The 25,944-nt window shown below is 63.8% G+C and carries 20 protein-coding genes, 1 CRISPR repeat array and 1 riboswitch; of the genes, 5 read left to right on the top strand and 15 right to left on the bottom strand.

The window, feature by feature from the left end; all coding sequences use genetic code 11:
• Positions 1 to 8: 8 nt before the first annotated feature.
• On the bottom strand, positions 9 to 917 hold the full coding sequence (locus BDD18_RS19360; protein WP_142085294.1) for a LysR family transcriptional regulator: 909 nt from the start codon (positions 915 to 917) through the stop codon (positions 9 to 11).
• Between the two features lie 133 nt (positions 918 to 1,050).
• On the opposite strand from BDD18_RS19360, the gene BDD18_RS19355 reads away from it, so the two are divergent.
• Complete coding sequence (locus BDD18_RS19355) at positions 1,051 to 1,440, top strand: RidA family protein (RefSeq protein ID WP_142085292.1); 390 nt, start codon at positions 1,051 to 1,053, stop codon at positions 1,438 to 1,440.
• A 35-nt stretch (positions 1,441 to 1,475) separates the two neighbouring features.
• A CRISPR array of direct repeats spans positions 1,476 to 2,301; the repeat unit is 36 nt; unit sequence GTTCCGGCCAGTGCGCATATCCCAGTGATCTAGACT.
• 181 nt (positions 2,302 to 2,482) lie between these two features.
• Here BDD18_RS19355 and tnpA read toward each other — a convergent pair.
• The 8 genes from tnpA to BDD18_RS19315 form a co-directional block, all read right to left on the bottom strand.
• A complete protein-coding gene (gene tnpA, locus BDD18_RS19350) occupies positions 2,483 to 2,914 on the bottom strand; it encodes an IS200/IS605 family transposase (RefSeq protein WP_142083381.1) in 432 nt (143 codons plus the stop codon).
• A 121-nt stretch (positions 2,915 to 3,035) separates the two neighbouring features.
• Positions 3,036 to 3,362 carry a CRISPR-associated endonuclease Cas2 gene (gene cas2, locus BDD18_RS19345; RefSeq protein WP_211360840.1) on the bottom strand — a complete coding sequence of 109 codons (327 nt, stop codon included), beginning with the start codon at positions 3,360 to 3,362 and terminating at the stop codon, positions 3,036 to 3,038.
• Positions 3,363 to 3,392: 30 nt separating this feature from the next.
• Positions 3,393 to 4,322 carry a type II CRISPR-associated endonuclease Cas1 gene (cas1, locus tag BDD18_RS19340; protein ID WP_142085290.1) on the bottom strand — a complete coding sequence of 310 codons (930 nt, stop codon included), beginning with the start codon at positions 4,320 to 4,322 and terminating at the stop codon, positions 3,393 to 3,395.
• Between the two features lie 5 nt (positions 4,323 to 4,327).
• Positions 4,328 to 7,465, bottom strand: coding sequence for a type II CRISPR RNA-guided endonuclease Cas9 (cas9, locus tag BDD18_RS19335; RefSeq protein WP_142085288.1), 3,138 nt, complete (start codon positions 7,463 to 7,465; stop codon positions 4,328 to 4,330).
• A gap of 323 nt (positions 7,466 to 7,788) precedes the next feature.
• Positions 7,789 to 9,135 (bottom strand): type II toxin-antitoxin system HipA family toxin, encoded by a 1,347-nt coding sequence (locus BDD18_RS19330; protein WP_244939161.1) that lies wholly within the window; start codon positions 9,133 to 9,135, stop codon positions 7,789 to 7,791.
• 5 nt (positions 9,136 to 9,140) lie between these two features.
• On the bottom strand, positions 9,141 to 9,410 hold the full coding sequence (locus tag BDD18_RS19325; protein WP_066698200.1) for a helix-turn-helix transcriptional regulator: 270 nt from the start codon (positions 9,408 to 9,410) through the stop codon (positions 9,141 to 9,143).
• A gap of 226 nt (positions 9,411 to 9,636) precedes the next feature.
• Positions 9,637 to 12,381, bottom strand: a complete 2,745-nt coding sequence (gene metH / locus BDD18_RS19320; protein ID WP_276491142.1) for a methionine synthase — start codon at positions 12,379 to 12,381, stop codon at positions 9,637 to 9,639.
• A gap of 20 nt (positions 12,382 to 12,401) precedes the next feature.
• Positions 12,402 to 12,511, bottom strand: a riboswitch (S-adenosyl-L-homocysteine riboswitch).
• Between the two features lie 18 nt (positions 12,512 to 12,529).
• Positions 12,530 to 12,967 (bottom strand): PACE efflux transporter, encoded by a 438-nt coding sequence (locus BDD18_RS19315; protein ID WP_142085684.1) that lies wholly within the window; start codon positions 12,965 to 12,967, stop codon positions 12,530 to 12,532.
• Between the two features lie 97 nt (positions 12,968 to 13,064).
• On the opposite strand from BDD18_RS19315, the gene BDD18_RS19310 reads away from it, so the two are divergent.
• Positions 13,065 to 14,006: a LysR family transcriptional regulator gene (locus BDD18_RS19310; protein WP_142085284.1), complete on the top strand. Its 942-nt coding sequence runs from the start codon at positions 13,065 to 13,067 to the stop codon at positions 14,004 to 14,006.
• 131 nt (positions 14,007 to 14,137) lie between these two features.
• Positions 14,138 to 15,049, top strand: coding sequence for a PPK2 family polyphosphate kinase (locus tag BDD18_RS19305; RefSeq protein WP_142085281.1), 912 nt, complete (start codon positions 14,138 to 14,140; stop codon positions 15,047 to 15,049).
• Positions 15,050 to 15,112: 63 nt separating this feature from the next.
• Here BDD18_RS19305 and BDD18_RS19300 read toward each other — a convergent pair whose 3' ends face one another.
• Both BDD18_RS19300 and BDD18_RS23050 read right to left on the bottom strand, forming a co-directional pair.
• Positions 15,113 to 16,342, bottom strand: coding sequence for a zinc ribbon domain-containing protein (locus tag BDD18_RS19300; protein ID WP_142085279.1), 1,230 nt, complete (start codon positions 16,340 to 16,342; stop codon positions 15,113 to 15,115).
• A gap of 72 nt (positions 16,343 to 16,414) precedes the next feature.
• Positions 16,415 to 17,929 (bottom strand): zinc ribbon domain-containing protein, encoded by a 1,515-nt coding sequence (locus tag BDD18_RS23050; RefSeq protein ID WP_142085277.1) that lies wholly within the window; start codon positions 17,927 to 17,929, stop codon positions 16,415 to 16,417.
• Between the two features lie 311 nt (positions 17,930 to 18,240).
• Here BDD18_RS23050 and BDD18_RS19290 point away from each other — a divergent pair, with 311 nt between their 5' ends.
• Complete coding sequence (locus BDD18_RS19290; RefSeq protein ID WP_142085275.1) at positions 18,241 to 19,548, top strand: Glu/Leu/Phe/Val family dehydrogenase; 1,308 nt, start codon at positions 18,241 to 18,243, stop codon at positions 19,546 to 19,548.
• 246 nt (positions 19,549 to 19,794) lie between these two features.
• Here BDD18_RS19290 and BDD18_RS19285 read toward each other — a convergent pair whose 3' ends face one another.
• From BDD18_RS19285 to BDD18_RS19270, 4 genes are all read right to left on the bottom strand, one after another.
• A complete protein-coding gene (locus tag BDD18_RS19285; protein ID WP_142085273.1) occupies positions 19,795 to 20,892 on the bottom strand; it encodes a hypothetical protein in 1,098 nt (365 codons plus the stop codon).
• A gap of 247 nt (positions 20,893 to 21,139) precedes the next feature.
• Positions 21,140 to 22,576, bottom strand: coding sequence for a prephenate-dependent tRNA uridine(34) hydroxylase TrhP (trhP, locus tag BDD18_RS19280; protein WP_142085271.1), 1,437 nt, complete (start codon positions 22,574 to 22,576; stop codon positions 21,140 to 21,142).
• A gap of 36 nt (positions 22,577 to 22,612) precedes the next feature.
• Complete coding sequence (ttcA, locus tag BDD18_RS19275) at positions 22,613 to 23,566, bottom strand: tRNA 2-thiocytidine(32) synthetase TtcA (RefSeq protein ID WP_142085269.1); 954 nt, start codon at positions 23,564 to 23,566, stop codon at positions 22,613 to 22,615.
• Positions 23,567 to 23,771: 205 nt separating this feature from the next.
• Complete coding sequence (locus BDD18_RS19270) at positions 23,772 to 24,836, bottom strand: homocysteine S-methyltransferase family protein (protein ID WP_142085267.1); 1,065 nt, start codon at positions 24,834 to 24,836, stop codon at positions 23,772 to 23,774.
• Between the two features lie 143 nt (positions 24,837 to 24,979).
• Here BDD18_RS19270 and BDD18_RS19265 point away from each other — a divergent pair, with 143 nt between their 5' ends.
• The gene (locus BDD18_RS19265) at positions 24,980 to 25,906 is read left to right on the top strand and encodes a helix-turn-helix transcriptional regulator (protein WP_142085265.1); all 927 of its coding nucleotides are present in this window, start codon (positions 24,980 to 24,982) and stop codon (positions 25,904 to 25,906) included.
• Positions 25,907 to 25,944 lie beyond the last annotated feature (38 nt).

The following is a 25,944-nucleotide window of genomic DNA, read 5'->3' as shown; positions in this document are numbered from 1 at the left end:
AGTTGGGCTTACAGCGGCGCGTGTTCCGCCATCAATGCCGCCACCCAATCGATGAAGACGCGCAGCTTGGCGCTGACGTGGCGGTGCGGTGCGTAGGCGACGTGCAAGGGCATGGGGTCCATCTGCCAGTCAGCAAACAGCGGCACCAAGGTGCCCGCGGCCACATGCGGCTTCGCCATGTAGTCGGGCAACCACAGCACACCCAGGCCCGCCAGGCCTGCGGCCAGGTAGGCATTGCCATCGTCCACCGCGCACACATAGCGGCCCTGTGCCTGCACCTGCTCGTGGCCCCGGCGCATGGCAAAGGGCAGGGGCTTGCCGGTGCGGGCCCACACAAAGCCCACGGTGTGCTGGTGCGGCTCTTCCAGCTCTGCGGGGTGTTGCGGCACCCCGCAACGTTGCAGGTAGCTGGGCGCGGCATACACGCGCAAAGCCAGGTCGCCCACATGGCGCGCGATGAGTGAAGGGTTGGTCACCGTGCCGCCGCGCACCACGCAGTCCACCTGGTCGCTCACGATGTCCACCACGCGGTCGCTCACGCCCAGGTGGAGCTGGATGTCGGGGTACTGCGCATGAAAGGCCGGCAGCGCCGGGATGAGGACCAGGCTGGCCAGCGGGCTGGGCACATCCACCCGCAGCCGCCCCCGGGGCGCAGCCACGGCGCTGGAGAGGCTCGCGTCCGCATCCTCAAGGTCCGCCAGCAGGCGCACCACCCGCGGGTAATACGCGGCCCCATCGGCCGTGAGCTGCACGCTGCGCGTGGTGCGGTGCAGCAGCTTCACGCGCAGGCGGGCTTCGAGCTGCTGCACCAGCAGGGTCACGGTGGTGCGGCTCATGCGCAGGGTGTGGGCGGCTTTGGTGAAGCTGCCCGATTCCACCACGCGGGCAAAGGCCTGAAGGGCATCAAAACGGTCCATGGCGATGGGGGCACAGCGCGGCCCATTGTTTGGCAATGAAGAACAGTGCTGCGCAGATTAGCCTGTTTATCGGAACAGCGCGCACTTCTACAGTGCCTGGATCACCAACCACTCTTCCCTGAAAGAACCTTCCATGCCCGCCCGTGATGTTGTCTTCCCCGCAGGCCGCCAGGCGCTGTACGAGCGCAACCGCTATTCGCCCGCCGTGCGCTCCAACGGCTTTCTGTTTGTCTCGGGCCAGGTGGGCAGCCGCGAAGACGGCTCGCCCGAGCCCGACCTGGCCGCGCAGGTGCGCCTGGCATTCAGCAACCTCAACGAGGTGCTTCAGGCAGCGGGCTGCACGTTTGATGACGTGGTGGACGTGACGATGTTCGTGGTCAACCCCGAGGCGAACTTCGAGACCGTGTGGAGCGTGGTGCCCGAGTTCTGGGGCGAGGCGCCCTACCCCACGCTGACGGGCATGGGGGTGAGCTGGCTGTATGGGTTCCAGTTCGAGATCAAGGTGGTGGCGCGGTTGCCGTAGGGCTGAAAAACAATAGCTCATATGCCACGCCATTCTGCTAGGCCAGTGCGCATATCCCAGTGATCTAGACTGTGCGACACGCCCAGCTCCTTGGCGCAGTAGTTCCGGCCAGTGCGCATATCCCAGTGATCTAGACTTCGCCTCGACGCCTTCAACTCTGACATCCAGTTCCGGCCAGTGCGCATATCCCAGTGATCTAGACTCCTGGATGACGCCATCAGCCAAGCGCAGCGTTCCGGCCAGTGCGCATATCCCAGTGATCTAGACTCCATCTGTGCAGCGGTCTTGCCAAAGCCTGGTTCCGGCCAGTGCGCATATCCCAGTGATCTAGACTATTCGTGGCGATCACGTAGGGCGCAACCAGTTCCGGCCAGTGCGCATATCCCAGTGATCTAGACTAAGCTGGCTGAGGTGCTTGGGAATGGCTGAGTTCCGGCCAGTGCGCATATCCCAGTGATCTAGACTGATCAGCTTGTTTGGTATCGCCACCTGAACGTTCCGGCCAGTGCGCATATCCCAGTGATCTAGACTCTATCCGTCAGTCAGGCTTGCTTTACAGCGGTTCCGGCCAGTGCGCATATCCCAGTGATCTAGACTAGAAAGGTTTGTGAAGTCCGCAACAGACAGGTTCCGGCCAGTGCGCATATCCCAGTGATCTAGACTGAACTCACCTGGCGGTGTTGACTTCAATCAGTTCCGGCCAGTGCGCATATCCCAGTGATCTAGACTACTCGAGTTCATCAACTTCAATGAGTTCCTGTTCCGGCCAGTGCGCATATCCCAGTGATCTAGACTAACGACCTCGCAGGTTGAGCCTTTAACGGTGTTCCGGCCAGTGCGCATATCCCAGTGATCTAGACTCTGATCGCGATAACCTCTTGATAACAAAAGAAGTTTTCGCTTTCAGAGGACTATAAAACCGCGCCATTTGGTAACCATCCCCCGGCAAAGCCGGGGGCATTCGGGATGTGAGCCGCTCAAAGCGGCTGTAAGGGGTCGCTAACGCGGCCCCTCATTCTTGGGGCCACCTATCGGTGGCTACTCACCTCCATAGACCGAGTTGGTCCAACCTCTCGTCTTCCTTCTCCTGGTTTCGGATGTACTCCCGTATCACCGCTTCGTCGCGTCCCACCGTCGAGACGAAGTACCCTCGCGCCCAGAAGTGCTGACCCACGAAGTTGCGCTTTCGCTCTCCGTACACCCGCGCAAGGTGGATTGCGCTCTTGCCTTTGATAAAGCCCACCACCTGCGACACCGAGTACTTCGGTGGGATCGACAGCATCATGTGCACGTGATCGGGCATCAGATGCCCCTCTTCAACCCTGCATTCCTTTTGCGCGGCCAACTTTCTGAATACCTCACCCAGGTGTTCGCGTAGCTGCTTGTACAGCGTTCGCCTTCGACACTTGGGGATGAAGACCACGTGATATTTGCAATCCCAGGCCGTGGGACTCAAACTTTCATACTTGTCCATCGTGTTTCTTCCTTTCGTTTGCTTGGCGGCTCACGATTGAAAGTCTCTACGGTGGACAACCTCCTGAAAAGTCAAACTTCTACTGCCTCCCCGGCAGAGCCGGGGGGCCTCCTTTTGGTAGCTAGAAGAGGTCGAATTGATCCGGTGCTTTTTGTGCCGGCTGTTTGCTGCGCCCGTGGTAGGTGATGGCGCGTTCGTACTGTTTGTCGGTGAATTGGAAGATATTCACTTTGCCGCCCTGTGGCAAGGCGCGTTCTACGGCACGGCACAGGGTGTCTACCTGCGCCTGGCTGGTGCAAAAGCGCATGTACACGCTGAACTGGCTCATTTCAAAACCCAGATCCAGCAGGCCATTGCGAAACTGCGTGGCAGCTTTGCGCTCCGCCTTCTCCATCACGGGTAAATCGAACATGACCACCATCCACATAAGTCGGTATCCAGACAGCATGGTGTAGCAATGGGCTGGCGTTGGTGGAGTTCAGTCCGCCTCAAAAGTGCCCGCCAGCGAGAGAGGCAAGCCGGGCAAGGGCAGGTCCAGCTTGGTGCGTTCGCCCAAGTACACCTGGGCCAGTGAAGTGGCCAGGCGTTGCATGCACACCATCACCGGTGTAACGCCTGCAGCCGTGGGCATGTCGTCGTACAGCACGCGCACCAAAGCGCGCTTGGTGTCCGGGGTGACATGCGACTCGGCAGCCTGATGCAGCTGCCACACCTTCAAATCCACCATCGGGCGAAACGGCTCCATCAGGTCATCCACCAGGCGCATGGCATTGGCATCGTTGCTGTGGTGCAGGCCAATGCTGGGATGCAGGCCCGCAGCGACCACGGCACGCGCCGTGGCCGAGCGCAGGATGGTGTAGCCGTAGTTCAGCAGTGCGTTGATACCGTCCCCGTCCTGATCGCGCCGAAACTCTGCGCCAAACAACAAACCCCAGTAACGCCGCGCCCCCTGGCCTTCGATGTTCTCGGGGTCGCCGCTTTTGACCTTGCCTACCAGCGCCTGCAGCGGTGCCGTGGGTGCGCCTGCGGCCTCCAGCGCTGCGGCCTGCTGCTCCAGCTTGCATTTGACGACGGCTGCCCACAGGCGCTTGTGCAAGGGCAGCGCAGCCGCCCACTGGGCCTCGATGCGCTTGGCCTGCACATGGTGGCCGTCCAAAGTCAGCAGCATGCCGATGGCGTTGTGGTTGGCTCCACACAGCACAAAGGGCGCGCCCCGCTCTGCCAGTGCCACCAGCAGGTTGTTGGTGTAGGTCAGGCCGTGGGCGTTGGCAATGACGGCGGCAATGTCATCCAGCGGCACCTGCCCTAGCTCTTTGCGCTCGCCTTCGGTGTCTTTCACCACCATGAAGCCGCGGTGCACAAACAGGTGCCGCCGGTCGTCTGCGATTTCGACGATGCGGCCTACCATGGGGGTCAGCCCTGAAAGCCTGGGTCGCGCAGCTCACCCATGGCAGAGATGGTGACCTGCCTTGCCTTGGCCTTTTGCATGGAGCCTGCGTACTTGGATGTGTAGGCAAAGGCGTCTTGCTTGTCTCGATTTCGAGCATCGACATTGGCCTCGTGGACCGGGGCCATGAACATCTGCCCGTTATTGCCATTGATGTTTACTACACGCATCGTCTGCTCTCGCCCCTCCACCTCCAGCCGCACACTGTCGCCAATCACCAGCCGCATGACCAGCGGCTGTCCGTTCTGCCCCTGCGTGGGATTGCGCAGTTGCACCCAACCCCCGGCCCGCACGATGCCGTAGGCCTTGAAGGTGGAAATCACCTCGCCCTCCCACTTGCCCTGTGCATTGCGGGTGATTTCAATGCAGTAGTTGCTCCCCCCCACATAGCCCTTGTAAGGCAATGGCCGCCCTGCAGCATCCACACCGTGGCGCGTCGGCTGTGCAGGCTCTGCAATGCGGATGAGATTGGTGATCTCACGCCCTGCGCTGCCATCGGCCTTGCGGCGCTGCTTGATGCTGCCGTCTTTGCGGATGCCGTAAGAGGTTTCCTCCATCATCGCGCCCTCAAAGCCATGGTCGGGTTTATGGCTCACCCAGATGTGACGCACGGCGCGTTCCACGTGGTCGCGGTAGGTGTCCCACGGCAGGGGCATGCTCTCCACCAGACGGGTCAAGCCACCTTCGCGGGCCTGGGCGTTGGCTTGGGCAAAGCGCTGTAGCAAGCCCTGGTCTGTCACGCCGATCACGCAGGCATCCACAGCGTGGTGACGGTGGTCGTTGCGGTTTTTTTCGCCATTCAGCCCCAGCACATCATTCAGGCCAAACTTGGCGCGCAGCATGGCTGTCATCTGCCCCGGGATCACCCGGGTGGCGCTGCCGGGGCACACCAGCCGCAGGTATTCTGCCGCCACGCGCGACAGGTAGCGCGTGTCGTTCAACGCACGGGCCAGGAAGTCCTTGTCCTCTCCCAGCCAGCGCTCGTACCCATCGTGCGCAAAGCGGTAGCGCTTGCGCAGGGGCATGCGCTCGGCGCGCTGCAAGATGCCTTCATAGCTCCAGTCCTGCGCTTCAAAGTCAGCCCGCGCGGCCCACGGCGTGCGGTTGCGCTTGATGCGGTTGGCCTGGCGCATGGCCACGGTGCGGTTGTTCAGGCTGTCGTCCAGCGTCTGCGAGAACGGCAGGATGTGCTCGATCTCCACCTGTTCGCTCAACAGCATGGCGGCGCTGATCTGCACACCGCTGTAGGGGCAGCGTCGGTCGGCCACGTCAAAGCTCAGCTCTTCCCACAAGATCCATTTCTGGATGTCGCTGGCGCGCACGCGCTCGGTGCTGATGCCCAGGGTCTCGGCAACGCGTTCGCGGATGCGGGCATTGCGGCGCTGGTTGTCGGCCTGCTTCTTTTGCGCCTCCTGCTTTTGCTCGCGGCTTTGCTTCAAGTCCCGCGCCAGCTCCACCACAACCTCTGCCGGGCGGCCATAGCGGCGGATCAAGGCGTTGACCACCACGCGCACCTGGTTCAGGCCGATGTGCACCGTGGGGTTGGCAATCTTGCCGTAGCGCTCTTCGTCGTTGCGCGGCTTGTCTTTGGCAAAGGCCACATGGCGCTGCAGTGCGCGGCCGTAGTAGGGCAACTCTTTGAAGGCATACACGGGCTTGATTTCGCCGGTGGATGCGATGGTGCGCTCGCCCACCCGCTCCACTTCGTCGCTGTCGTGGTCAAAGTCAAAGCCCAGGTCACTGTGGTGCGCAAACCCGGAGGCCTGCACCGCCTTGTCATAGGTCACCACATCGCGCTGCAACTCCGGCACGATGCGCGCCAGCGCCTTGCGGCTCAGGCTGCCATAGCCTTCGGGCAGGGCCACGTTGGCAATCGCCTCAGCACGGGCTTCGTCCACCCCCGTGTGCTGCTGCAGCCAGGCGATCAGCGTGCCCTCACCTTCTTCGTTCACGATCTGCCAGACGATCTCGTCCTGCAGCTCCGCCGCAAAGCCCGCCCACGCCGCACCCAGCAGATCTTTGCGCGCCAGGGCTGCGCTGGTGGCGTTGCCCTTGAGTTCAGTGCGCTTGGCATCCTCCAGGTTGAAGCGCACAGACCCCGACAGTTTCAGCAGCTTGCGCAACTGATCAAAACTGCGTTTGCTATGGGCCTCCAGCGCCGCCACCACCGCATCGCGCTGGGCCAACGTCAGCGGCACCTCGCTCAGCGTGCCATCCAGCAGGCGCAGGTGGTTCACCTCCTGCAGGATGCGAAAGCGCTGTGTGCTGGGCAAGGCCAGCGGTGCGCGCTCCTCATCGGGCAGCAAGGTGCAGCGGCCAGGGCGCACGGGGCGCAGCGGGCGCTGGTGCAGCAGCGTGTCGCGCAAGTCGGCCCGCGCCACCTCTGTGAACAGCGCGGGCTGCAGCGCTGCCTGTGCCGCCCACAGCGCATCGAACTCCTGCGCAATCATGGCGCGATCCACGTACAGGTCGTAGCTTTTGTCGATGCGCTTTTTGCCGTCATCGGTGGTGTAGGGCGTTTCACGGTAGCGTGCCCGCACGCCCTGCCCGGCAACCCCTTCGGGCCGCTGCTGCATGCGCACTTGCCAAAACCATTCGCCCACCGTCTGGCAACCGCTGGCCGTCATGCGTTCGCGCAACTGGTGGATGGCTTGTTTGAGCGCACCGCTGTCGTTGTCCTTGCGGTCGGTCTTGCGGTTGCTTTGAAAGCCCCGGCGCTGGTTGATGTGGAACAGCGCGCGGGCAAACTCGCCGGGTGTCAGCGCCTCGCGCAGGCCCTTGGCCCGCAGCTGATAGGGGTTGAGCCGCTCCAGCGCCTTGCGCGCAGCCTCGTCCGCCGGAAAAAACCCGTGGCGCACCAACTGGCCCAGCATGCGGGATTTGCGCTTGAGCAGCCGGTCACGGCGGCGGCGCATGGCACGGGCAGCGCGGCGGGTCACGGCCAAAGAGGAGCCATCTTTTGGGTTGCGGCCATCGCTGAAGATGCGCACGCCTGAGCGGATGAGGGCGGTGGGGCTCCCGTCTTCGCCTAACCGAAACATCGCCCAACCTAACGACGTGGATCCCAAGTCCAACGCCAACCGATACGCTCCTGATATCGCCATTCGTCACCTCATTGTGAATTCCGAAGGGCATTTGTAACAGATTGGTTTACAATCGCAACCACTCAATCACTGGGATATGCGCTCTGGACGCTAACAAGCTGAAAGATGCACCAAATGGAAAGCCCCGCATGCGGGGCTTTCGTCTTTTTAGTCAAATTCACTCCTAGCGCTTATCTATCAAGCGCAAGCAGCTAGTAATTTAATAGCAATTACCAACACGGAAGCGTCCTGCTCCATCAGACCCGGCATTCCGTGTGAGATCAAGGTGATCGCTAAGTTGGCGCATGCGCCTGTCGCCAAGCACGCCCGAGAGCCGCTTTTCATCACCCATACACCCGCCCCAAGCGCTCAGCGGCCTGGATGAGGCCATCGAATATGGACTGCGCCACCTGCTGCGGGAAGCCTTGCGGCAGCTTTTGCTGCACGCTGTGCACCGCAGTCGGGGTGTGCTGAACGACTTTGGCGATCAGGGCATCCACCGTGAGCCCGCTGGGTGATGCAATGCCATAGCGCGTTCCAACGTCTTGCCAGTGGCGGCGCAGGATCTTGTTCAGATGCCAGTGCGCATTTTTGCCACGCACCGCCATGGCCAGGCGTGCCCTGTGGGGCGACAGCTTGCCCGGCCCCTCGCCCAGCAGCGGGTAGACGGAGAGCACGTCATACAGGGGCGTCATCTCGAAGCTTTCGCCAGGGCGCAGGAAGAGGCTGAAGTTCTTGGCGTGGCCGTCGGTTGCGCCCAGCATCCAGAACAGCAACTGCGCCATGAAGAAGTGAAAGCGGTCACGCTCGCGCTGGGCCGAGCCATCCAGCACGGCCATGATGCGTTCTACCCCCGGGCCACCGTCGGCCTCGTACTTCAGCACGGGCGATGTGCCGGTGGCCTGGCACAGGTCTTCCTGCGGCAGGCGCAGCAGCGTGTTGCCGTTCCATACGCGCCGGTCAAAGCGCTGCACGCTCAGCACTTTCAGGTCTTCAAAGCGCAGTATTTCGCACGGTGCCACTGGCAAGCCATAGGCGGCCAGCAACTGTGCGCACAGCCATTCGTTTTCTACCGAATGCTGCATGTCCAGTTGCAGGTTGCCGATCAACCCCAGGGGCAGTTTGAAGATGTGGGTGGTGGGTGTGGCGCCCAAGGGGCGGCACCAGCGCCCTTGCCAGAACAACAAGGCATCCTTTTCCTGCGCCCCCGCAATCGAGATGCGGAAATCATCCGCCATGCCCGCATCGCCCAATGCCCCGGGCTGGGCCAGAGTGCGGATGCGCTGTGCCACGGCGTGGTCGCTCATGGGTTCAGCCTGCACGCGCAGGTCGGTGGGCGGCTCATCGCCCGCGGGCAGGATTTGCAGCGCCCCCACGCAGTCCCGCCCCACTTCACGCAGCAAGGTGTAGGCGTCTGTGGCACCTACCTGGTAGCGGCGCGCTACCCGCTCGCGAATGTCCTTGCTGTCGGGCAACAGGTTCTCAAAGTAGAAACGCACTGCGTGGCCTTTGTGTGGGCGGTTGCCCGGCGTGAAGGGCAAAGACAGTGACAGGGGACGGCGCTGGGGCGATTGCACCCATTGGCTGTCGTACTGCAGCACGTCGCCACCAGCTTCCAGGCTCCAGGTACCGACAAAGTGGCCGTTCATCCACAGCCCCAGCGCCTTGCGGCTGCGTTGCTGGCTGGCCATGGCGCTCACCAGTGGGCGCCGTCGCCCGGCGCTGATGGTTCGCTTGGGGAGGCACTGCGGGTGCGCAATACCCACTCCACGCCCAGGATGTTCAGCAAGCGCATCAGCCGCTCGGCGCTCACAGCCTCGGCGTTGCGCTCCAGGGCAGATACGGTCTGCTGCGTCACGCCCAGGCGCAGGGCCACATCCGCCTGGGTCAAGCCCGCATTCTTGCGAAAGGCTTTTAGAAGCTGCGGTAACTGTTCAGTGGTGCGAACGGTGAAGGTGTCGTCCATGGGCACAGATTAGTCTCGGCAAAAAACATACTTTGGATTGTATTTTCAAAATACAAACTATAGTGCGTTTTCTGATATCCAAAAAACAAATCAAAAGATGTTTTTCAGAAATACAAACCAAAAGCTGTGGCTTGGGTTTTATCTACCAGCCTCTGGCAAGAAGCGTCTATAAAAAATAGCTGCAGCGCCCGTCCCATAAGCGCAGGCAGCTATCCAATTCATAGCATCACAAATTCGGCGCCAGCAGCCGCTCCAGCACCTTCTCATCCATGCCACGGCGCTGGGCCATGTCGTGCAGCTGGTCTTCGCCGATCTTGCCGACATTGAAGTACACCGCGTCGGGATGGCCGATGTAGAAGCCGCTCACGCTGGCGGCGGGCGTCATGGCCAGGCTTTCGGTCAGGCCCATGCCGATTTCTTCAGCGTTCAGCACGCGGAACAGGTCGGTCTTGGCGCTGTGGTCAGGGCAGGCGGGGTAGCCGGGGGCGGGGCGGATACCGCGGTACTTCTCGGCAATCATGTCGTCGTTGCTCAACTGCTCGCCCGCTGCGTAGCCCCACAGGTCGGTGCGCACGCGGTGGTGCAGGCATTCGGCAAAGGCTTCGGCCAGGCGGTCGGCCAGGCTCTTGAACATGATGGCGGAGTAATCGTCCAGCGCGTCAATGAACGCCTTTTCCTTCTTCTCCACACCCAGCCCGGCGGTGACGGCAAACAGGCCCGCATAGTCGGCAATGCCGCTGTCTTTGGGCGCCACAAAGTCAGACAGGCAGCGGCTGGGGCGGGTCACACCGTCGATGGTGTGTTTCTCGGCCTGCTGGCGCAGGCCGTACCAAGTCATGGCCACCTCGGTGCGGGTGTCGTCGGTGTAGAACTCGATGTCGTCGCCCACGCTATTGGCCGGCAGCAGGGCCATCACGCCACTGGCGCTGAGCCAACGGCCCTCGATGATCTTCTTGAGCATGGCCTGGCCGTCGGCAAACACGCGCGTGGCTTCCACGCCCACCACCTCGTCAGTCAGAATGGCGGGGTACGGGCCAGCCAGATCCCAGGTCTGGAAGAACGGGCCCCAGTCGATGTACCTGGCCAGCTCGGCCAGGTCGAAGTTCTTGAACACGCGACGGCCCAGGGCGCGGGGCACAGCGGGTTGATACGTTGACCAATCCACCGGTGTCTTGTTGGCGCGGATCTTGGCCAGGGGCCACAGGGGCGTGGCCTTTTTGTTGGCGTGCTGGGTACGCACCTTGTCGTAGTCGGCGTTCAGCTCGGCCACGTAGCTCTCTACGCCGTCGCCCAGCAGGCTTTGCGCCACGCTCACGCTGCGCGAGGCGTCAGGCACGTAGACGACAGGGCCTTCGTAATGCGGCGCGATCTTGACGGCCGTGTGCACGCGCGAGCAGGTGGCGCCGCCAATGAGCAGCGGGATTTTCTTGGTGCGGAAGTGCTCGTCTTTCTGCATCTCGCCCGCCACGTACTGCATTTCTTCGAGGCTGGGGGTGATGAGGCCCGACAGGCCCACGATGTCCGCGCCCTCTTCCTTGGCCTTGGCCAGGATCTCGTGGCAGGGCACCATCACGCCCATGTTCACCACTTCAAAGTTGTTGCACTGCAAGACGACGGTGACGATGTTCTTGCCAATGTCGTGCACGTCGCCCTTGACGGTGGCGATGACGATCTTGCCCTTGGTCTTCACGTCGCCGCCAGCGGCTTCCATCTGGCGCTTTTCTTCTTCGATGTAGGGCAGCAGGTGGGCCACGGCCTGCTTCATCACGCGGGCGCTTTTCACCACCTGGGGCAGGAACATCTTGCCCGCGCCAAACAGGTCACCCACCACGTTCATGCCGTCCATGAGCGGGCCTTCGATGACGTGCAGCGGGCGGCCGCCCTTGGCCAGAATGGCGCGGTAGGCCTCTTCGGTGTCTTCGGTGATGAAGTCGGTGATGCCATGCACCAGCGCGTGGGTCAGGCGTTCGTTGACGGTTTTGGGGTGCTCGGGCGTGCCGCGCCATTCGAGCTTCTTGCTCTCGTCCTTGGCGCCGCTCTTGGCGGTTTCGGCAATCTCCACCAGGCGCTCACCGGCGTCGGGGCGGCGGTTCAGCACCACGTCTTCCACGCGCTCGCGCAGCACGGGCTCCAGGTCGTCATACACGCCCACCATGCCTGCGTTGACGATGCCCATGTCCATGCCGGCCTTGATGGCGTGGTACAGGAACACGGTGTGGATGGCCTCGCGCACGGGGTCATTGCCGCGGAAGCTGAACGACACGTTGGACACGCCGCCGCTGACCTTGGCGCCCGGCAGGTTCTGCTTGATCCAGCGCGTGGCTTCGATGAAATCGACCGCGTAGTTGTTGTGCTCTTCAATGCCGGTGGCCACAGCGAAGATGTTGGGGTCGAAGATGATGTCTTCGGGCGGGAAGCCCACTTCGTCCACCAGGATGCGGTACGCGCGCTCGCAGATCTCGATCTTGCGCGCAAAGGTGTCGGCCTGGCCTTGCTCATCAAACGCCATCACCACGGCCGCAGCGCCATAGCGCTTGACCAGCTTGGCCTGGTGCTTGAAGGCTTCCACACCTTCTTTCATGCTGATGGAGTTGACGATGCCCTTGCCCTGGATGCAGCGCAGGCCTGCTTCAATCACGTCCCACTTGGAGCTGTCCACCATGATGGGCACACGCGCGATGTCGGGCTCGGAGGCGATGAGCTGCAGGAACCGCACCATGGCCGCCTTGCTGTCGAGCATGGCCTCGTCCATGTTGATGTCGATGACCTGCGCGCCGTTTTCCACCTGCTGGCGCGCCACGGCCAGGGCCTCTTCGTACTGGCCGTTCAAAATCATCCGCGCAAACGCCTTGGAGCCGGTGACGTTGGTGCGCTCGCCCACGTTGACGAACAGGGTGTCCTGACCGATGGAGACGGGCTCCAGGCCAGAGAGTTTCATGGGAGGAACGGAGATAGCAGACATAGGGCTCACCTGTGCAGAAACACGGACAAAACAGGTGAGCGTCGTTGCGATGGGGCCAAGGCAGGGCGCCCAAGCCTGACGGCAGCCGGCCACCATCGTGGGGTGGAATCAGGCTGCCGCTGCAACGCTCCTTGGGCGGAGCAGCGATTTTAAGTGCTTACGCCTGCGCAGATGCAGCCATGGCCGAAGCAGGCAAGCCAAACACCTGGTCAAACCCCCAGTTGAAGACAAAGGTGTAGCAAAGAAAGAAGACGATGAGCGCCAGGTCCATCACAAAGGCCTGCCACAGGCTCACGTTGAACCACCAGGCAAACAGCGGCACCAGCGTGAACACCAGCCCGCCTTCAAAGCCAATGGCGTGCGCAATGCGGCGTTTGACGCTGCGCCCCCGCACCGCCTGGCGCGACTCCCAGCGCTCAAAAGCCCAGTTGAACCCGATGTTCCACAGCACAGCGATCACCGAAGCAGCCACCGAAGCCACGCCCGCGTGCGATGCGTTTTGCCCCGTGAGCGCGGCCAACCCGAAGGTGGCCACCACGATGGCGATGAGTTCATACAGCGTGACGTACACCACGCGGCGTCGAATGCCTTGCAGGCTGGAAACAGGGTTGGAAGTTGCCATGGGCCGTACTTTATGTGCCTTAGGCTGATATATAAAATCAGCTTCTTTCAGAAATTCTGATAAATCAACCATGGCATTCACCTCCGACAGCGTGCAAGTGTTCCTCGCGGCGCTGGACCACGGCTCGTTCTCGGCCGCTGCGCGGGCGCTGTCGCGCGTGCCTTCGGCGGTGAGCATGACCATCGCCCACCTGGAGGCCGAGCTGGCCGTGCAGCTGTTTGACCGCAGCGGGCGCGAGCCCCGGCCCACCGCTGCGGCGCGGGCGCTGGAGCCCCAGGCGCGGCTGCTGGCCGGGCAGTTGCAGCAGCTCAACGCCCAGGCGCTGGCGCTGACGCAGGGGCTGGAAGAGCGCCTGACCCTGGCAATTGCGCCAGAGCTGCTGGCCTCGCGCTGGACGGCGCCGCTGGCCGCGCTGGCGCATGAATATCCACTGCTGCAGGTGGAGGTGCTCACCGCCCCGCAAGTCGATGCACTGGCGCTGCTGCACAGTGGCCGCGCCCAGCTGGCGCTGGTGTTTGAGCGGCCCAGCATCGACGGGCGCGAGGGTTTTCAGGAGGTGGGCACCGAGACCCTGGTGGCCGTGATGGCGCCGCAGCACCCAGTGCTGGTGGCCGCCCGCGCCGCAGCCATGGCGCGCGGCGCAGCGCCCGAGGCGGCCATGCTGCGCGAGGAACACCTGACCACCACGCGCCAGATCGTGGTGGCCAGCCGCGACTTGGCGCAGACCGACCCGCGCTTTGTGTTTGCCCGCCACCACTGGCGCACCGACAACCACCTGGCCGCGCTGGGCCTAATCGAAGCAGGCCTGGGCTGGGGCTGGCAGCCGCGCGCCCTGGTGCAGCCCCGCATGGCGGCAGGCACGCTGATGGAGATGCCGTTTGAGAACCTGAGCAACGGCGCCGCGCTGTGGGTGGACGTGGTGTGGTCCAAAGAGCGGCCCTTGGGCCTGGGGGCGCGGCGCTTTGTGGCGCTGATGAATGACAACCAGGCACTGCAGACCGAGACAGTTTGATGAGAGCGTTTATTGGGTGCTAGCGCCAACCAGCGATGCCGTTGTAGCTATATTTTCAATAGCATTGAGAAATTGGTTTTCCAGGGCAATGGCTGAGCATCTGGCTTACCATGGGCCCCGAAGGAGTCCGCATGAACCACCCGTTTCACAGCAGCAACAAAGATGTGGCCCAACGCTGGTCGCAATGGCAGCCGGACGCGCCGCAGCACGACGATGACAAGCGCCCCGATGGCCAGCCCGAGCGGCGCAAGGCCGGCAAACACCGCCGCACGGTGTCGCTGAAGGACTTTGACCCGTCGGCCAAGCCTTTTTCGCTGGGCGACAAGCTCAAGGACAAGGCAGTCACAGAACTGATCGCCCAGGAGCTGGACACACTGCAGAACCTGTTCTACGCCGACAAGCGCTACAAACTGCTGGTGATCCTGCAGGGCACCGACACATCGGGCAAGGACGGCACCATCCGGGGCGTGTTTGGCCGCATGAGCCCGCTGGGCGTGCACGCTGTGGGCTGGACTGCGCCCAACGAGGAAGAGCGCGCCCACGATTACCTGTGGCGCATTCACCAGAAGGTGCCCAAGGCGGGTGAGATCACGGTATTCAACCGCAGCCACTACGAGGATGTGCTGGTGCCCGCAGTCAACGGCTGGATCACCAAGGAGCAACACCATCAGCGCTTTGGTCACATCAACGATTTCGAGCGCATGCTCACGCACACCGGCACCATCGTGCTCAAGTTCATGCTGCACATCAGCGCTGAGGAGCAACGCGAACGCCTGCAGGAACGCCTGGACGACCCGGCCAAGCACTGGAAGTTCTCGATGAGCGACATCGAGGCACGCAAGCAGTGGAGCGAGTACCAGAAGGCGTACGAAATGCTGCTGGCGGCCACGCACACGCCTTGGGCGCCATGGACCATCGTGCCAGCCAACTCCAAGACACACCGCAACCTGATGATCGCCACACTGGTGCGCGAAGTGCTGAAAGGACTGCAGCTGCGCTACCCCGCGGGCGACTCGGCGCTGGAGCATTTCACGGTGGAGTGACCGGGGGCAAGACGCCCCCGGACAGGACCGCCACACCCCCCGCTGGGTGTTGGCGGCAATGGCTTACACCAGCTTGTGGCCGCAGTGTTCGCAGAAACGGTCACCGGCTTGCACCGTGCCGTGGCACTGGGGGCAGGCCGGTGCAGCGGGCGCCGCTGGTGCGGGGGGCGCCGCTGGTGCGGGGGAAGCGGTGGCTACCACCGTTGAGGGCGCGGCAGACCCAGCAGGCGTGGCAGCGGGGGCTTGTTCTGCATCCTGTCTCGCAGCAGGCGCCTTCTGCGTGGCGGCTGCGGCCGCAGCTGCCGCAGCAGCGGCCTGGACCTGGGCCTTTTCCTTCAGGTCGGCCATCTTGTTGTTCATGTCCTGCAGCTTTTCATCGGCCGCCTGGCGAATGCTGTCCAGATCGACCTTTTCAGAAAACTCGCACCAGGTGAGCACGCCCACCATCAGCGGCAGCAAGAAGACGAAAGCCGAAGCCAGCGCAAACACCAGGCTGAAGCCCACACCCGCGCCCACCATGTGGCCCGAGGCGCTGCCCATCATGATGGACATGGGGTTGAAGCCACCCATTCCATAACCCATGCCGCCACCAAAGCCCCCGCCCATACCCACCACGGCAGCAAACATGCCGCCCACTGTGAACGAGGCCGAGGTGATGAGGCCGAACAGCATCGAAGCAAAGATGGCCGACAGCAGCATGCCGCCCACGATCTTGCCGATGGCGGCGAACGGGTACTTGCGGGTGATGTGCCATGTGATCGACAGTGAGTGCATCACGCGCTCACCATCCCACAGCGCGGGGCCGACGATGGACGAGGCCACGTACAGCGCCAGCATCAGCGCGGCCATCGCCAGCACGGCCACGGGCACCACCACCACCAGCAGCAAGGGGCCCAGCACCGGGATCTTGCAGATGAAAAACACCACGGCCAGGGCCAGGAACAGGGCCAGCGCCGCCAGCATCATCAGCAGCCCGGCGCCCAGCAGCTTGGGCAGGCACAGCAACCCGGCGATGAAGTAACCCACCAGACCCCGGTAGGGGCGCTTGCGCGCCAGGTCTGACAAGCAGGCGCCAGCGCCACTGATGCCAGCCAGCCCCACCACGATGGCCACCAGTGCCAGCAGCACCGTGAACCCCATCCACACGCGGGCCAGGGCCCCGCCCAGCGCAAACACCAGGGCGGCGACCAGGAAAGAGGCCGCCATCACAGAGACGGCAGGCCAGCAGGTCAGTGCCTCGGGCAGGCGAAAAATGGAATACGGGTTGTCCGCTCGGACAAGTGGTTGGCTCATGGTTTTCCCTCGGTTGGTTTGGTATGCATGGCGGGCCCGCTGCAGCGGGCCCGTTGTGTGGACTCGACCCGATCAGTTGCTGTAAGGGTCGTTGTTGCGGTTGCTCATAGGGCACTCGGGCACCTTGCCCCAGTTGCTGCCGCAGTGCTGGTGGCGCGCACGCACCACGCACACGCCCTTGCTCAGCATGTTGTCCTGGCTGTCGCACTGGCGCAGGGCTGCACGCAAAGGGCCCAGGCCTTCGCCCGCAGGCGCGGGGGCTGGTGCCGCGCTGGGCTGCGACAACGTGGCCGGTGCGGGGCCGCGCGGGCCGTCATGCTGCCAAGGCGGCTCGTTGGCGGCGGGCGCCTGGGTCTGCGCATTGGCGCGAGGCTTGGGGGCTGGCTTTGGCGCTGCGTCAGCCGTCTTGGGTGCGGGCCGCGCAGCTGGTGCCGCCTGGGCTGGAGCCGCAGCGCTGCCCACCGCGGGCGACGCCACGGCAGGCCCAGCGGTCACGGGTGCCACCGGGGGCGGCGGCTCTACCGCGGCGGCGGGGGGCGCAGCGGGGGCCAGTGGCACCGCTGCGGGGCTGGCGTCGGCCGGTGCCGCGGGGCTGACCTGGGCTGCCGGTGGCTGCACGCTGGCCGATGGGGCTGCGGGCTTGGTGCCCAGCAGCCACCAGGCCAGCCCGGCGACCACGGCGATACCCCCCAGGCCGAGCGCTGCATATTTGGCAGCCGAGCCGCGCGCTTCGGGCGCTGCAGGCTCTGGCGGCAAAGGCCAGGGCGCTGGAGCCGGGGCTTTGGATGGCGGAGCCGACGGAGCAGGCGCCTCTGGCGCAGCAGGGATCACTGGAGCGACTGGGGCGGCAGGGACTTGCGCTGCTTCAGGGGCAGACACGGGTGTGGCTGCTGAAAGAGGCGACGTGTCACCTTCTGCCAAGCTGGGCGCGGTGGCCTGCGGCGCAGGCACGACGGGCTCTGGCTCTGGCTCTGGCTCTGGCTCTGGCTCTGGCTCTGGCTCTGGCTCTGGCTCTGGCTCTGGCTCTGGCTCTGGCTCTGGCTCTGGCTCTGGCTCTGGCTCTGGCTCTGGCTCTGGCTCTGGCTCTGGCTCTGGAGCAGGAGCAGGAGCAGGAGCAGGAGCAGGAGCAGGAGCAGGAGCAGGAGCAGGAGCAGGAGCAGTCTCCTCCACGTCCGCTACCTCCACCGCAGTGGTCGCGACAGCGCCAGCGACCGCACCCAGAGTGGTGTCCTGCGCGGGCGCAGCGGGCTCCGCGGGGGTATCCAGCAGCAAATCCACCTCATCTGAAGGGCTGTCGGGCGAGGGCTCCAGCGGGGCCGGGCGGGTGTCGGCCTCGGGGTCGGCGGGGCCGTCCATATCAAAATCGAAATCCAGCTCCTCCACCGGTGCTGGGGCAGGAGCCGCGGCCACTGGAACGGCTGCCGCTGCCGTGGCGAACGCATGGCCGCACTGCCCACAGAACTTGGCCCCCAGCTTGCACGGCGCAGCACATTCGGGGCAGTGTTGCACCAGCGGGGCGCCGCAGTCTTTGCAGCACTTGGCACCCTCGCGGTTTTCGATGGCGCAGGCGGGGCAGTTCAAACTCATGGGCTTACCTTGTTGAATAGAGGAGCGGCTGGTGCGCTGGGGTGCGACGGTGCCGAGGGAGCGCTTCGGCGGCCGAGTTTATCGGCCAAATATGAAGCGCGGCCACAAAAGCAGGCATCTGGCGCCAGCGTTGCCACACCGTTCTGCAAAACCGCACAAAAGTACCGTTTTTGTTTTGACGCAAACAACCGCATCCTGGCGCCCCTGTGGTTATGCAACGAATGCATAAGGGGCATACACACTGGCCTTAGACACCGCTCGACCACAGGCATAAGCTTCGCGGCTTGAATCGATCCCACAAGGAAATTCCCATGTCGAATCCCTCTGGCACACCCGCCGCATCTGCGCATCCGCTGCCCTCGTACCTGCAGGCCGACCACCTCGGCCCCTGGGGCAACTACCTGCAGCAGGTGGACCGCGTCACCCCTTACCTGGGCAGCCTGGCGCGCTGGGTGGAAACGCTCAAGCGGCCCAAGCGCATCCTGATCGTGGACGTGCCGATCGAGCTGGACAACGGCACCATCGCCCACTACGAAGGCTACCGCGTGCAGCACAACTTGAGCCGGGGCCCCGGCAAGGGTGGCGTGCGTTTTCACCAGGACGTGACGCTGTCCGAGGTGATGGCCCTGTCGGCCTGGATGTCGGTGAAGAACGCGGCGGTGAACGTGCCCTACGGCGGTGCCAAGGGCGGCATCCGCGTGGACCCCAAGAAGCTGTCGATGGGTGAGCTGGAGCGCCTGACGCGCCGCTACACCAGCGAAATCGGCCTGCTCATCGGCCCGTCAAAGGACATCCCCGCACCCGACGTGAACACCAACGGCCAGGTCATGGCCTGGATGATGGACACGTACTCGATGAACGTGGGCGCCACCGCCACCGGCGTGGTCACCGGTAAGCCTGTGGACCTGGGCGGCTCGCTGGGCCGTGTGGAAGCCACCGGCCGCGGCGTGTTCACCGTGGGTGTGGAAGCCGCCAAGCTGACCGGCCTGGCGCTGGACGGCGCCCGCGTGGCCGTGCAGGGCTTCGGCAACGTGGGGGGCATTGCCGCCAAGCTGTTTGCCGAAGCCGGTGCCAAGGTGGTGGCTGTGCAAGACCACACCGGCACCATCTTCAACAGCAAGGGCCTGGATGTACCCGCGCTGCTGGCGCATGTGAAAACCCGTGGCGGCGTGGGCGGCTTTGCTGGCGCCGAAGTGATGAAGGCCGAAGAGTTCTGGGGTGTGGATTGCGAGATCCTGATCCCCGCCGCGCTGGAAGGCCAGATCACCAAGGACAACGCCGGCAAGATCAAGGCCAAGCTGGTGATCGAAGGCGCCAACGGCCCCACGACCACCGAGGCCGACGACATCCTGAACGACAAGGGCGTGCTGGTGCTGCCCGACGTGATCGCCAACGCTGGCGGCGTGACGGTGAGCTACTTCGAATGGGTGCAGGACTTCTCCAGCTTCTTCTGGAGCGAAGACGAGATCAACGCCCGCCTGGTTCGCATCATGCAAGAGGCCTTTGCGGGCATCTGGCAAGTGGCGCAAGAGCACAAGGTGAGCCTGCGCACCGCCACCTTCATCGTGGCCTGCCAGCGCATCCTGCACGCCCGCGAAATGCGCGGCCTGTATCCATGAGGCCTGCCCTGGTCTGATTTTTCGCAGCGCTGGCACATCGCCAGCGCCACGAACCCAGGTGCGCCACAAGCGCCCGGCAAAGCCGCCCCCACCACGGGGCGGTTTTTTTATGTCCATGGCATGGGCGCACCAAGGTGGATTGTTACGGTTTTGGATTCAGCCGAATCACTAGGCGGGAAGCCGCAGACAGTGCTGTAGCACGGCAAGGCGAACCAACGACGTGATACGGTTGAAGGCAAATCCGTATCACACCCCGCCCACCGGGGGCACGGCCTGCACAGGCACCACGCGCATGGCCAGGCAAAAGGGTTGCTCACAGGGCGCACGGCCTGCGTAGGGGCAACCGGGCGTGTCGCAATGGCCGCGCGCACGGCGGCGCTGGTCAGCTTCTTCCTCCTCGCGCCCGTAGCCGCTGGCCTGCAGCGCCAGCATCTGCAGCCACGGGTCGTTGCGGGCCTGGAGCTGGTCGCGCCCGTACACCACGCTCGCGGCGGCGCCCTGCCAGGGGGCCAATTCGAGCGACAACAGGGCGCTGGTGGCGGCCGCTCGCTCACCCGCCCCCACACCTGGCTGCAGCACCAGCGCAAAAAGCCCGCTGGTGAGCGCCTGGCTGCGCCCCGCCAAAGCCGCCTGCAGCGTGCCCGATGGCGTGGGGCTGGAGGGTGACGAAGCGGCGGGCAAACTCTGCAGCCACGCAGCAGGCACCCGCAGCGTGGCGGTGAATGCGCGTGGCCCTTGTTCGGTGTGCAACAGGCCCTGGCCTACCAGCCAGGTTTGCAACGGGGGCAGGTCGGGGTCTGCGGGCAGGCCGCCAGCGCCCCCCAGGCCCGCACCCCAGGGCTGCACCGCCACCACACGCTGGGCAGCAGGGGTCAGTTGCTGCACCAGCGCATCCAACAAACCCCGCATGGCGGGCGACACCCCGGTGGCAGGCCACGCTGCACCGGCCACGCCCCCGGCACCCGCAGCTGCCAGGGTGGGGATGGCCGCTGGAGGCACCGCCACGCCCCGCCCTGGCTGGGCCGCCGCAGTGGGCGGCGCAGCGGCGGGGGTCTGGCCCTGCCCCTGCAGCGCCTGGCTGGCGCGAGGTGAGAGGCTGACGCGGTCCGCCAGCGCCGGGTCACTGGCGCCCTCGGGCAAAGGCGGGGGTGCCAAAGGGGCGGCGGGATTTGGCGTGGGTAAGGGTGGAACACCGCCCGTGGAGCTACCAGCGCCGGGCACCACTACGCGGGACGCCCCCTTGTCAGCGCCCAGCAGCATGTTTTGCCGCTGCAAAGCGGCTTCGGCCAGCGCCTGCGCCACGGCGGGCACAGGGCTGCGGGGGGGATCCATCTGGATGGACATGGTGGAGCGGTGAACAGTGGCGTGGCCCACCTGCGACCGGCGCCTTTGCAATGTGCAACCGCGCCTGGAGGTGGGAACTGAACGCATTCTGGCCCTGATCCGCCCCGGTGAACAGGGGGCCGGGGCAGTTCAGGCTGCGGGCAACCGTCCCGCCGATTCGCTATCAAATAAATAGCTGGTTGCGCTTATGGGTTGTGCGCTGGAGGCACTTTTTTCCTAAAACCTTCCAGCACTGACCCCAAGCACCTTAGACAGCGAGTGCAGGCTCTGCGGCTGCCGCAGGCGGCTGCGATTCGATGACCCGCGCCAGCAGTGCGCCGCTGTAGCGTGCGGGCAGCGGAATCCACACACGCACGGGGCTGCCCTGGGCCACTTGCACGGGCTGGCCTTCCACGTTGCGCATCTGGTCCAGCCGCACCTGGATGTTGCCGCTGGGGTGCACCACTTCGATGAGGTCGCCCACGGCAAAGTGGTTCTTGGTTTCCACCAGCACCCAGTCTCCCGACAGGCCCGCTTCGGCAATGCCCTCGGTGCCCAGCACCTCGCCCACGTACTGGCTGCGCTGCGTGGCCGAGTGGCCGCTGAGGTAGTTCTGGTAGTCGTTGCTGGGGCGACGCTCCAACAGGCCACCGGTGTAGCCGCGGTTGGACAGGCCTTCCAGTTCGATCAGCAGCTCGGGGTTGAAGGGGCGGCCCGCCACGGCGTCGTCGATGGCGCGGCGGTACACCTGGGCGGTGCGGGCCACGTAGTACAGGCTCTTGGTGCGGCCTTCGATCTTGAGCGAATCCACGCCGATCTGCGTGAGGCGCGCCACATGCTCCACCGCGCGCAGGTCCTTGCTGTTCATGATGTAGGTGCCGTGCTCGTCTTCCATGATGGGCATGAGCTGGCCGGGGCGGCCCGCTTCTTCGATCAGGTAGACCTTGTCGGCCTTGGGGTGGCGCTGGCCGCTGCCGGTGGTGGAGAACGATTGCTCGGCCTTTTGCTGCGCGGCCTCGAAGTTGAAGTCGCCTTCCATCTTCTGCGCAATGGCTTCGCCCGTGGTGGGGTCGATGTCGGCGTCGTGCGTGGCGTAGTTCCAGCGGCAGGCGTTGGTGCAGGTGCCCTGGTTGGGGTCGCGGTGGTTGAAGTAGCCGCTGAGCAGGCACCGGCCCGAATACGCAATGCACAGCGCGCCGTGCACAAACACTTCCAGCTCCATGTCGGGGCATTCCTGGCGGATTTTTTCGATCTCGTCCAGGCTCAGTTCGCGCGAGAGGATGATGCGCTCCACGCCCATCTTCTGCCAGAACTTCACCGCCGCCCAGTTGGTGGTGTTGGCCTGCACCGAGAGGTGTACCACCTGCTCGGGCCACTTTTCCTTGACCATCATGATGAGGCCCGCGTCGGCCATGATCAATGCGTCAGGCTTGCAATCGATCACGGGTTCGATGTCGCGCAGGTAAGTGCGGATCTTGTCGTTGTGCGCAATCAGGTTGCTGGTCACAAAGAACTTCTTGCCGCGTGCGTGGGCTTCGTCAATGCCCTGGCGGATCTGCTCCAGGCGGAACTCGTTGTTGCGCGCGCGCAGCGAGTAGCGCGGCTGCCCGGCGTACACCGCGTCGGCACCAAAGTCGTAGGCGGCGCGCATCTTGTCGAGCGAGCCAGCGGGCAGGAGCAGTTCGGGGGCTTTGAGGGTGGTCATGGGGTGGCCCTGTCTAAAAATCGTCAGAGGTCAGGTTCAGCGGGGCATCAGCGGCAGGCCGCCGAGCATGCCCACGGCCTGGGCTGGAAACTCTTCGGCATCAAACGCCTTGTCGCCATCGGCATCCTGCACGCCATTGGGCACCAGGCCCTTGAAGTCGAACTGGCGCGTATCCATGAAGTGCGAGGGCACCAGGTTGCGCAGCGCCACGGCCATGTTCTCGATGCGGCCGGGGTAGAGCTGCTGCCAGTCGCGCAGCATCTGGCCGATCTGCTTGCGCTGCAGGTTCTCCTGGCTGCCGCACAGGGTGCAGGGGATGATGGGGAAGTTGCGGATCTCGGCCCAGCGGGTGAGGTCACTCTCGGCCACATAGGCCAGCGGGCGGATGATGAGGTGGTCGCCCCGGTCGCTCTGCACCTTGGGCGGCATGCCTTTGAGCTTGCCGCCGAAGAACATGTTCAGAAAGAACGTCTGCAGCATGTCATCACGGTGGTGGCCCAGCGCGATCTTGGTGGCACCCAGCTCGTCGGCCACGCGGTACAGAATGCCCCGGCGCAGGCGGCTGCACAGGCTGCACATGGTCTTGCCCTCGGGGATGTGCTCTTTGACGACGCTGTAGGTGTCCTGCGTTTCGATGTGGAAGGGCACGCCCACCTTGGTCAGGTATTCGGGCAGCACATGGGCCGGAAAGCCCGGCTGCTTCTGGTCGAGGTTGACGGCGATCAGCTCGAACTTGTTGCCGTTGCGCTGCTGCAGCATGCGCAGCACATCGAGCAAGCCATAGCTGTCTTTGCCGCCAGACACACACACCATCACCTTGTCGCCGTCCTCAATGAGGCCAAAGTCGCCAAGGGCCTGGGCCACCTGGCGCACCAGGCGCTTTTCGAGTTTGGTGGCTTCGCGTTCCAGCGCAGCATCGGCAGCAGGCGTGGCCGCGTCCGCTTCAACAGGCAAGGCGACGGCAGTGGGAGTTTCAGCAGTGGAGAGCATGGATCAAGGCGGTGGGGGCCAGCGAAGCACAAACAACAAGGTGCCGCACATGCGGCACCCCGGACTGCCGCCGCCCGTGAAGGCGCCTGCAGCAGCCCCCAGCGGCAAGGCCCTTTGGCCGGGGGATGATAGCTATTATTTTGATAGCTAGCAGCGCTTGCAGATCAAGCGCTGGGGCCGTATTTTCTTACAAACCCGGTTTTTCTCAAACTTCGGCCGGGTAAAACATCTTGCGCGCAGGCACTTTCTCGACCGCCTTGGCAATGGCGCCAATGTGGTCGGGCGTGGTGCCGCAGCAGCCGCCCACGATGTTGACCAGCCCCTCGGCAGCAAACTCGTGCACCAGGCGGCTCGTCACCTCCGGCGTTTCGTCAAAGCCGGTGTCGCTCATGGGGTTGGGCAAGCCGGCGTTGGGGTAGCAGCTGATGAAGGTGTCCTCGGCCACGCGGTTCAGCTCCTGGATGTAGGGGCGCATCAGCGTGGCACCCAGGGCACAGTTCAGGCCAATGGCCAGGGGGCGCGCGTGGCGCACGCTGTGCCAGAAGGCCGTCACCGTCTGCCCGCTCAGAATGCGGCCGGATGCATCGGTCACCGTGCCGCTGATGATGAGGGGCAGGCGCTCGCCGCTCTTTTCAAAGAACTCGTCAATCGCAAACAGCGCGGCCTTGGCATTCAAGGTGTCAAAGATGGTCTCGACCAGCAGCACGTCGGCGCCGCCTTCGACCAGCGCCTCAGTCTGCTCGTAATAGGCAGCGCGCAGGGTTTCAAAATCGACGTTGCGCGCACCGGGGTCGTTCACATCGGGGCTGATGCTGGCCGTCTTGGGCGTGGGGCCCAGAGCACCGGCCACAAAGCGGGGGTGGTCGGAGGTGCTGTATTTATCGCAGGCGGCGCGGGCCAGGCGGGCAGACTTGAGGTTCATCTCGCGCGCCAAGTCGGCCATGCCGTAGTCCTCCTGCGCGATGGTGGTGGCACCAAAGGTGTTGGTCTCGATCAGGTCGGCACCCGCAGCCAGGTAGCGCTCGTGGATGTCGCGGATCACGTCAGGGCGCGTCAGGCTCAGTAACTCGTTGTTGCCCTTTACATCGCGGGGAAAGTCCTTGAACCTGTCACCTGCTCCGTCTGGCCCGGTGTAGCCCTCCCCCCGGTACTGGGCCTCACCCAGCTTGAAGCGCTGGATCATGGTGCCCATGGCACCGTCAAGGATGACGATGCGTTGGGCGAGGATGTCGGGGAGCTGCTGGGCGCGGGTGTAGTGGAGGGCTTGCATAGGGGGCTATTGTAGAAAGTGCGCCCCAACAGGCCCTGCATGTGGCTTTTTGCAGTTTTTTTGCAATCCATTGCGCCAACGACACGGTTTGGCAAAACAGATGCTTACGATTTCTCCATCACGCATCTACAGCCCTCCGTCACATGCATCCAAAGAAATCCGCACTGTCCAGAAACACCACTGCGTCAACGTACGCAGCGCGCTTGGTAGACATGCTGCGCCGACTCAACCAAGGCGAAGCATTGCAGCCCGAAAAACTGGCCGCCGAGTATGAGGTGACCCTGCGAACAGTGCAGCGCGACCTGAACGAAAAGCTGGACTTTCTGGAACTGGAAGTCCAAAACGGCAGCTACCGCGTTGCGGCGTCCAAGCTGGGGTTACTGTCTCTGCAGGACATCACGCGCTTTGCAGAAATTGCGGGGCTGGAAGGCCTGTATCCGCAGTTGAACGACGCATTGATCCGCCGCTGGCTGCAAACCAGCTACCAAAACGCCCTGCTCGTGCGTGGCCCCAGCTATGAGGACCTGAGCGGGCACGAAAACACCTTCAACCTGTTGCAGCAAGCCATCGACCGTTGCTGCACCGTGGGCTTCAGGTATCTCAAAACCGACGGTCCCAAGGTGACCCAGAGCCTCAAACCCTACCAACTCATCAACCACGAGGGCATTTGGTACCTGGCTGCAGTCGATCAAGACAAGCTCAAGTGCTACACACTCACCAAAATCGAAGCGCCGTTTGCCAACACAGATGAGCGATTCGAGCAAGACCCAACCATCGTGAAAACGCTGGAAGAGGAAGACAGCATTTGGCTGAACCTGTCCAAAACCGAAGTGGTCATCAAAGTGGCCGCCGAGGTGGCCACCTACTTCAAGCAACGCAAGCTCATCGCCGGGCAAAAAACCATCAAAGAGCTGGAGGACGGCGGCCTCATCCTGTCAGGGCAGATTGCACACCCCAACCAAATCTGGCCCACCGTTCGAGCGTGGATACCCCACGTCCGCATCATCAGCCCCGAAAGCCTGCAAGCCGATATGGAGCTGCAGCTCAAGGCCTACCTGAACCTCGCTTAAACGCCCGCCCCAGCGCCCGCTCAAGCGCCCGCAAACAT

Origin of the sequence: Acidovorax temperans (genome assembly GCF_006716905.1) — a bacterium.
Taxonomy (GTDB): domain Bacteria; phylum Pseudomonadota; class Gammaproteobacteria; order Burkholderiales; family Burkholderiaceae_C; genus Acidovorax; species Acidovorax temperans.
This window is presented reverse-complemented; position numbering and strand designations above follow the sequence as displayed.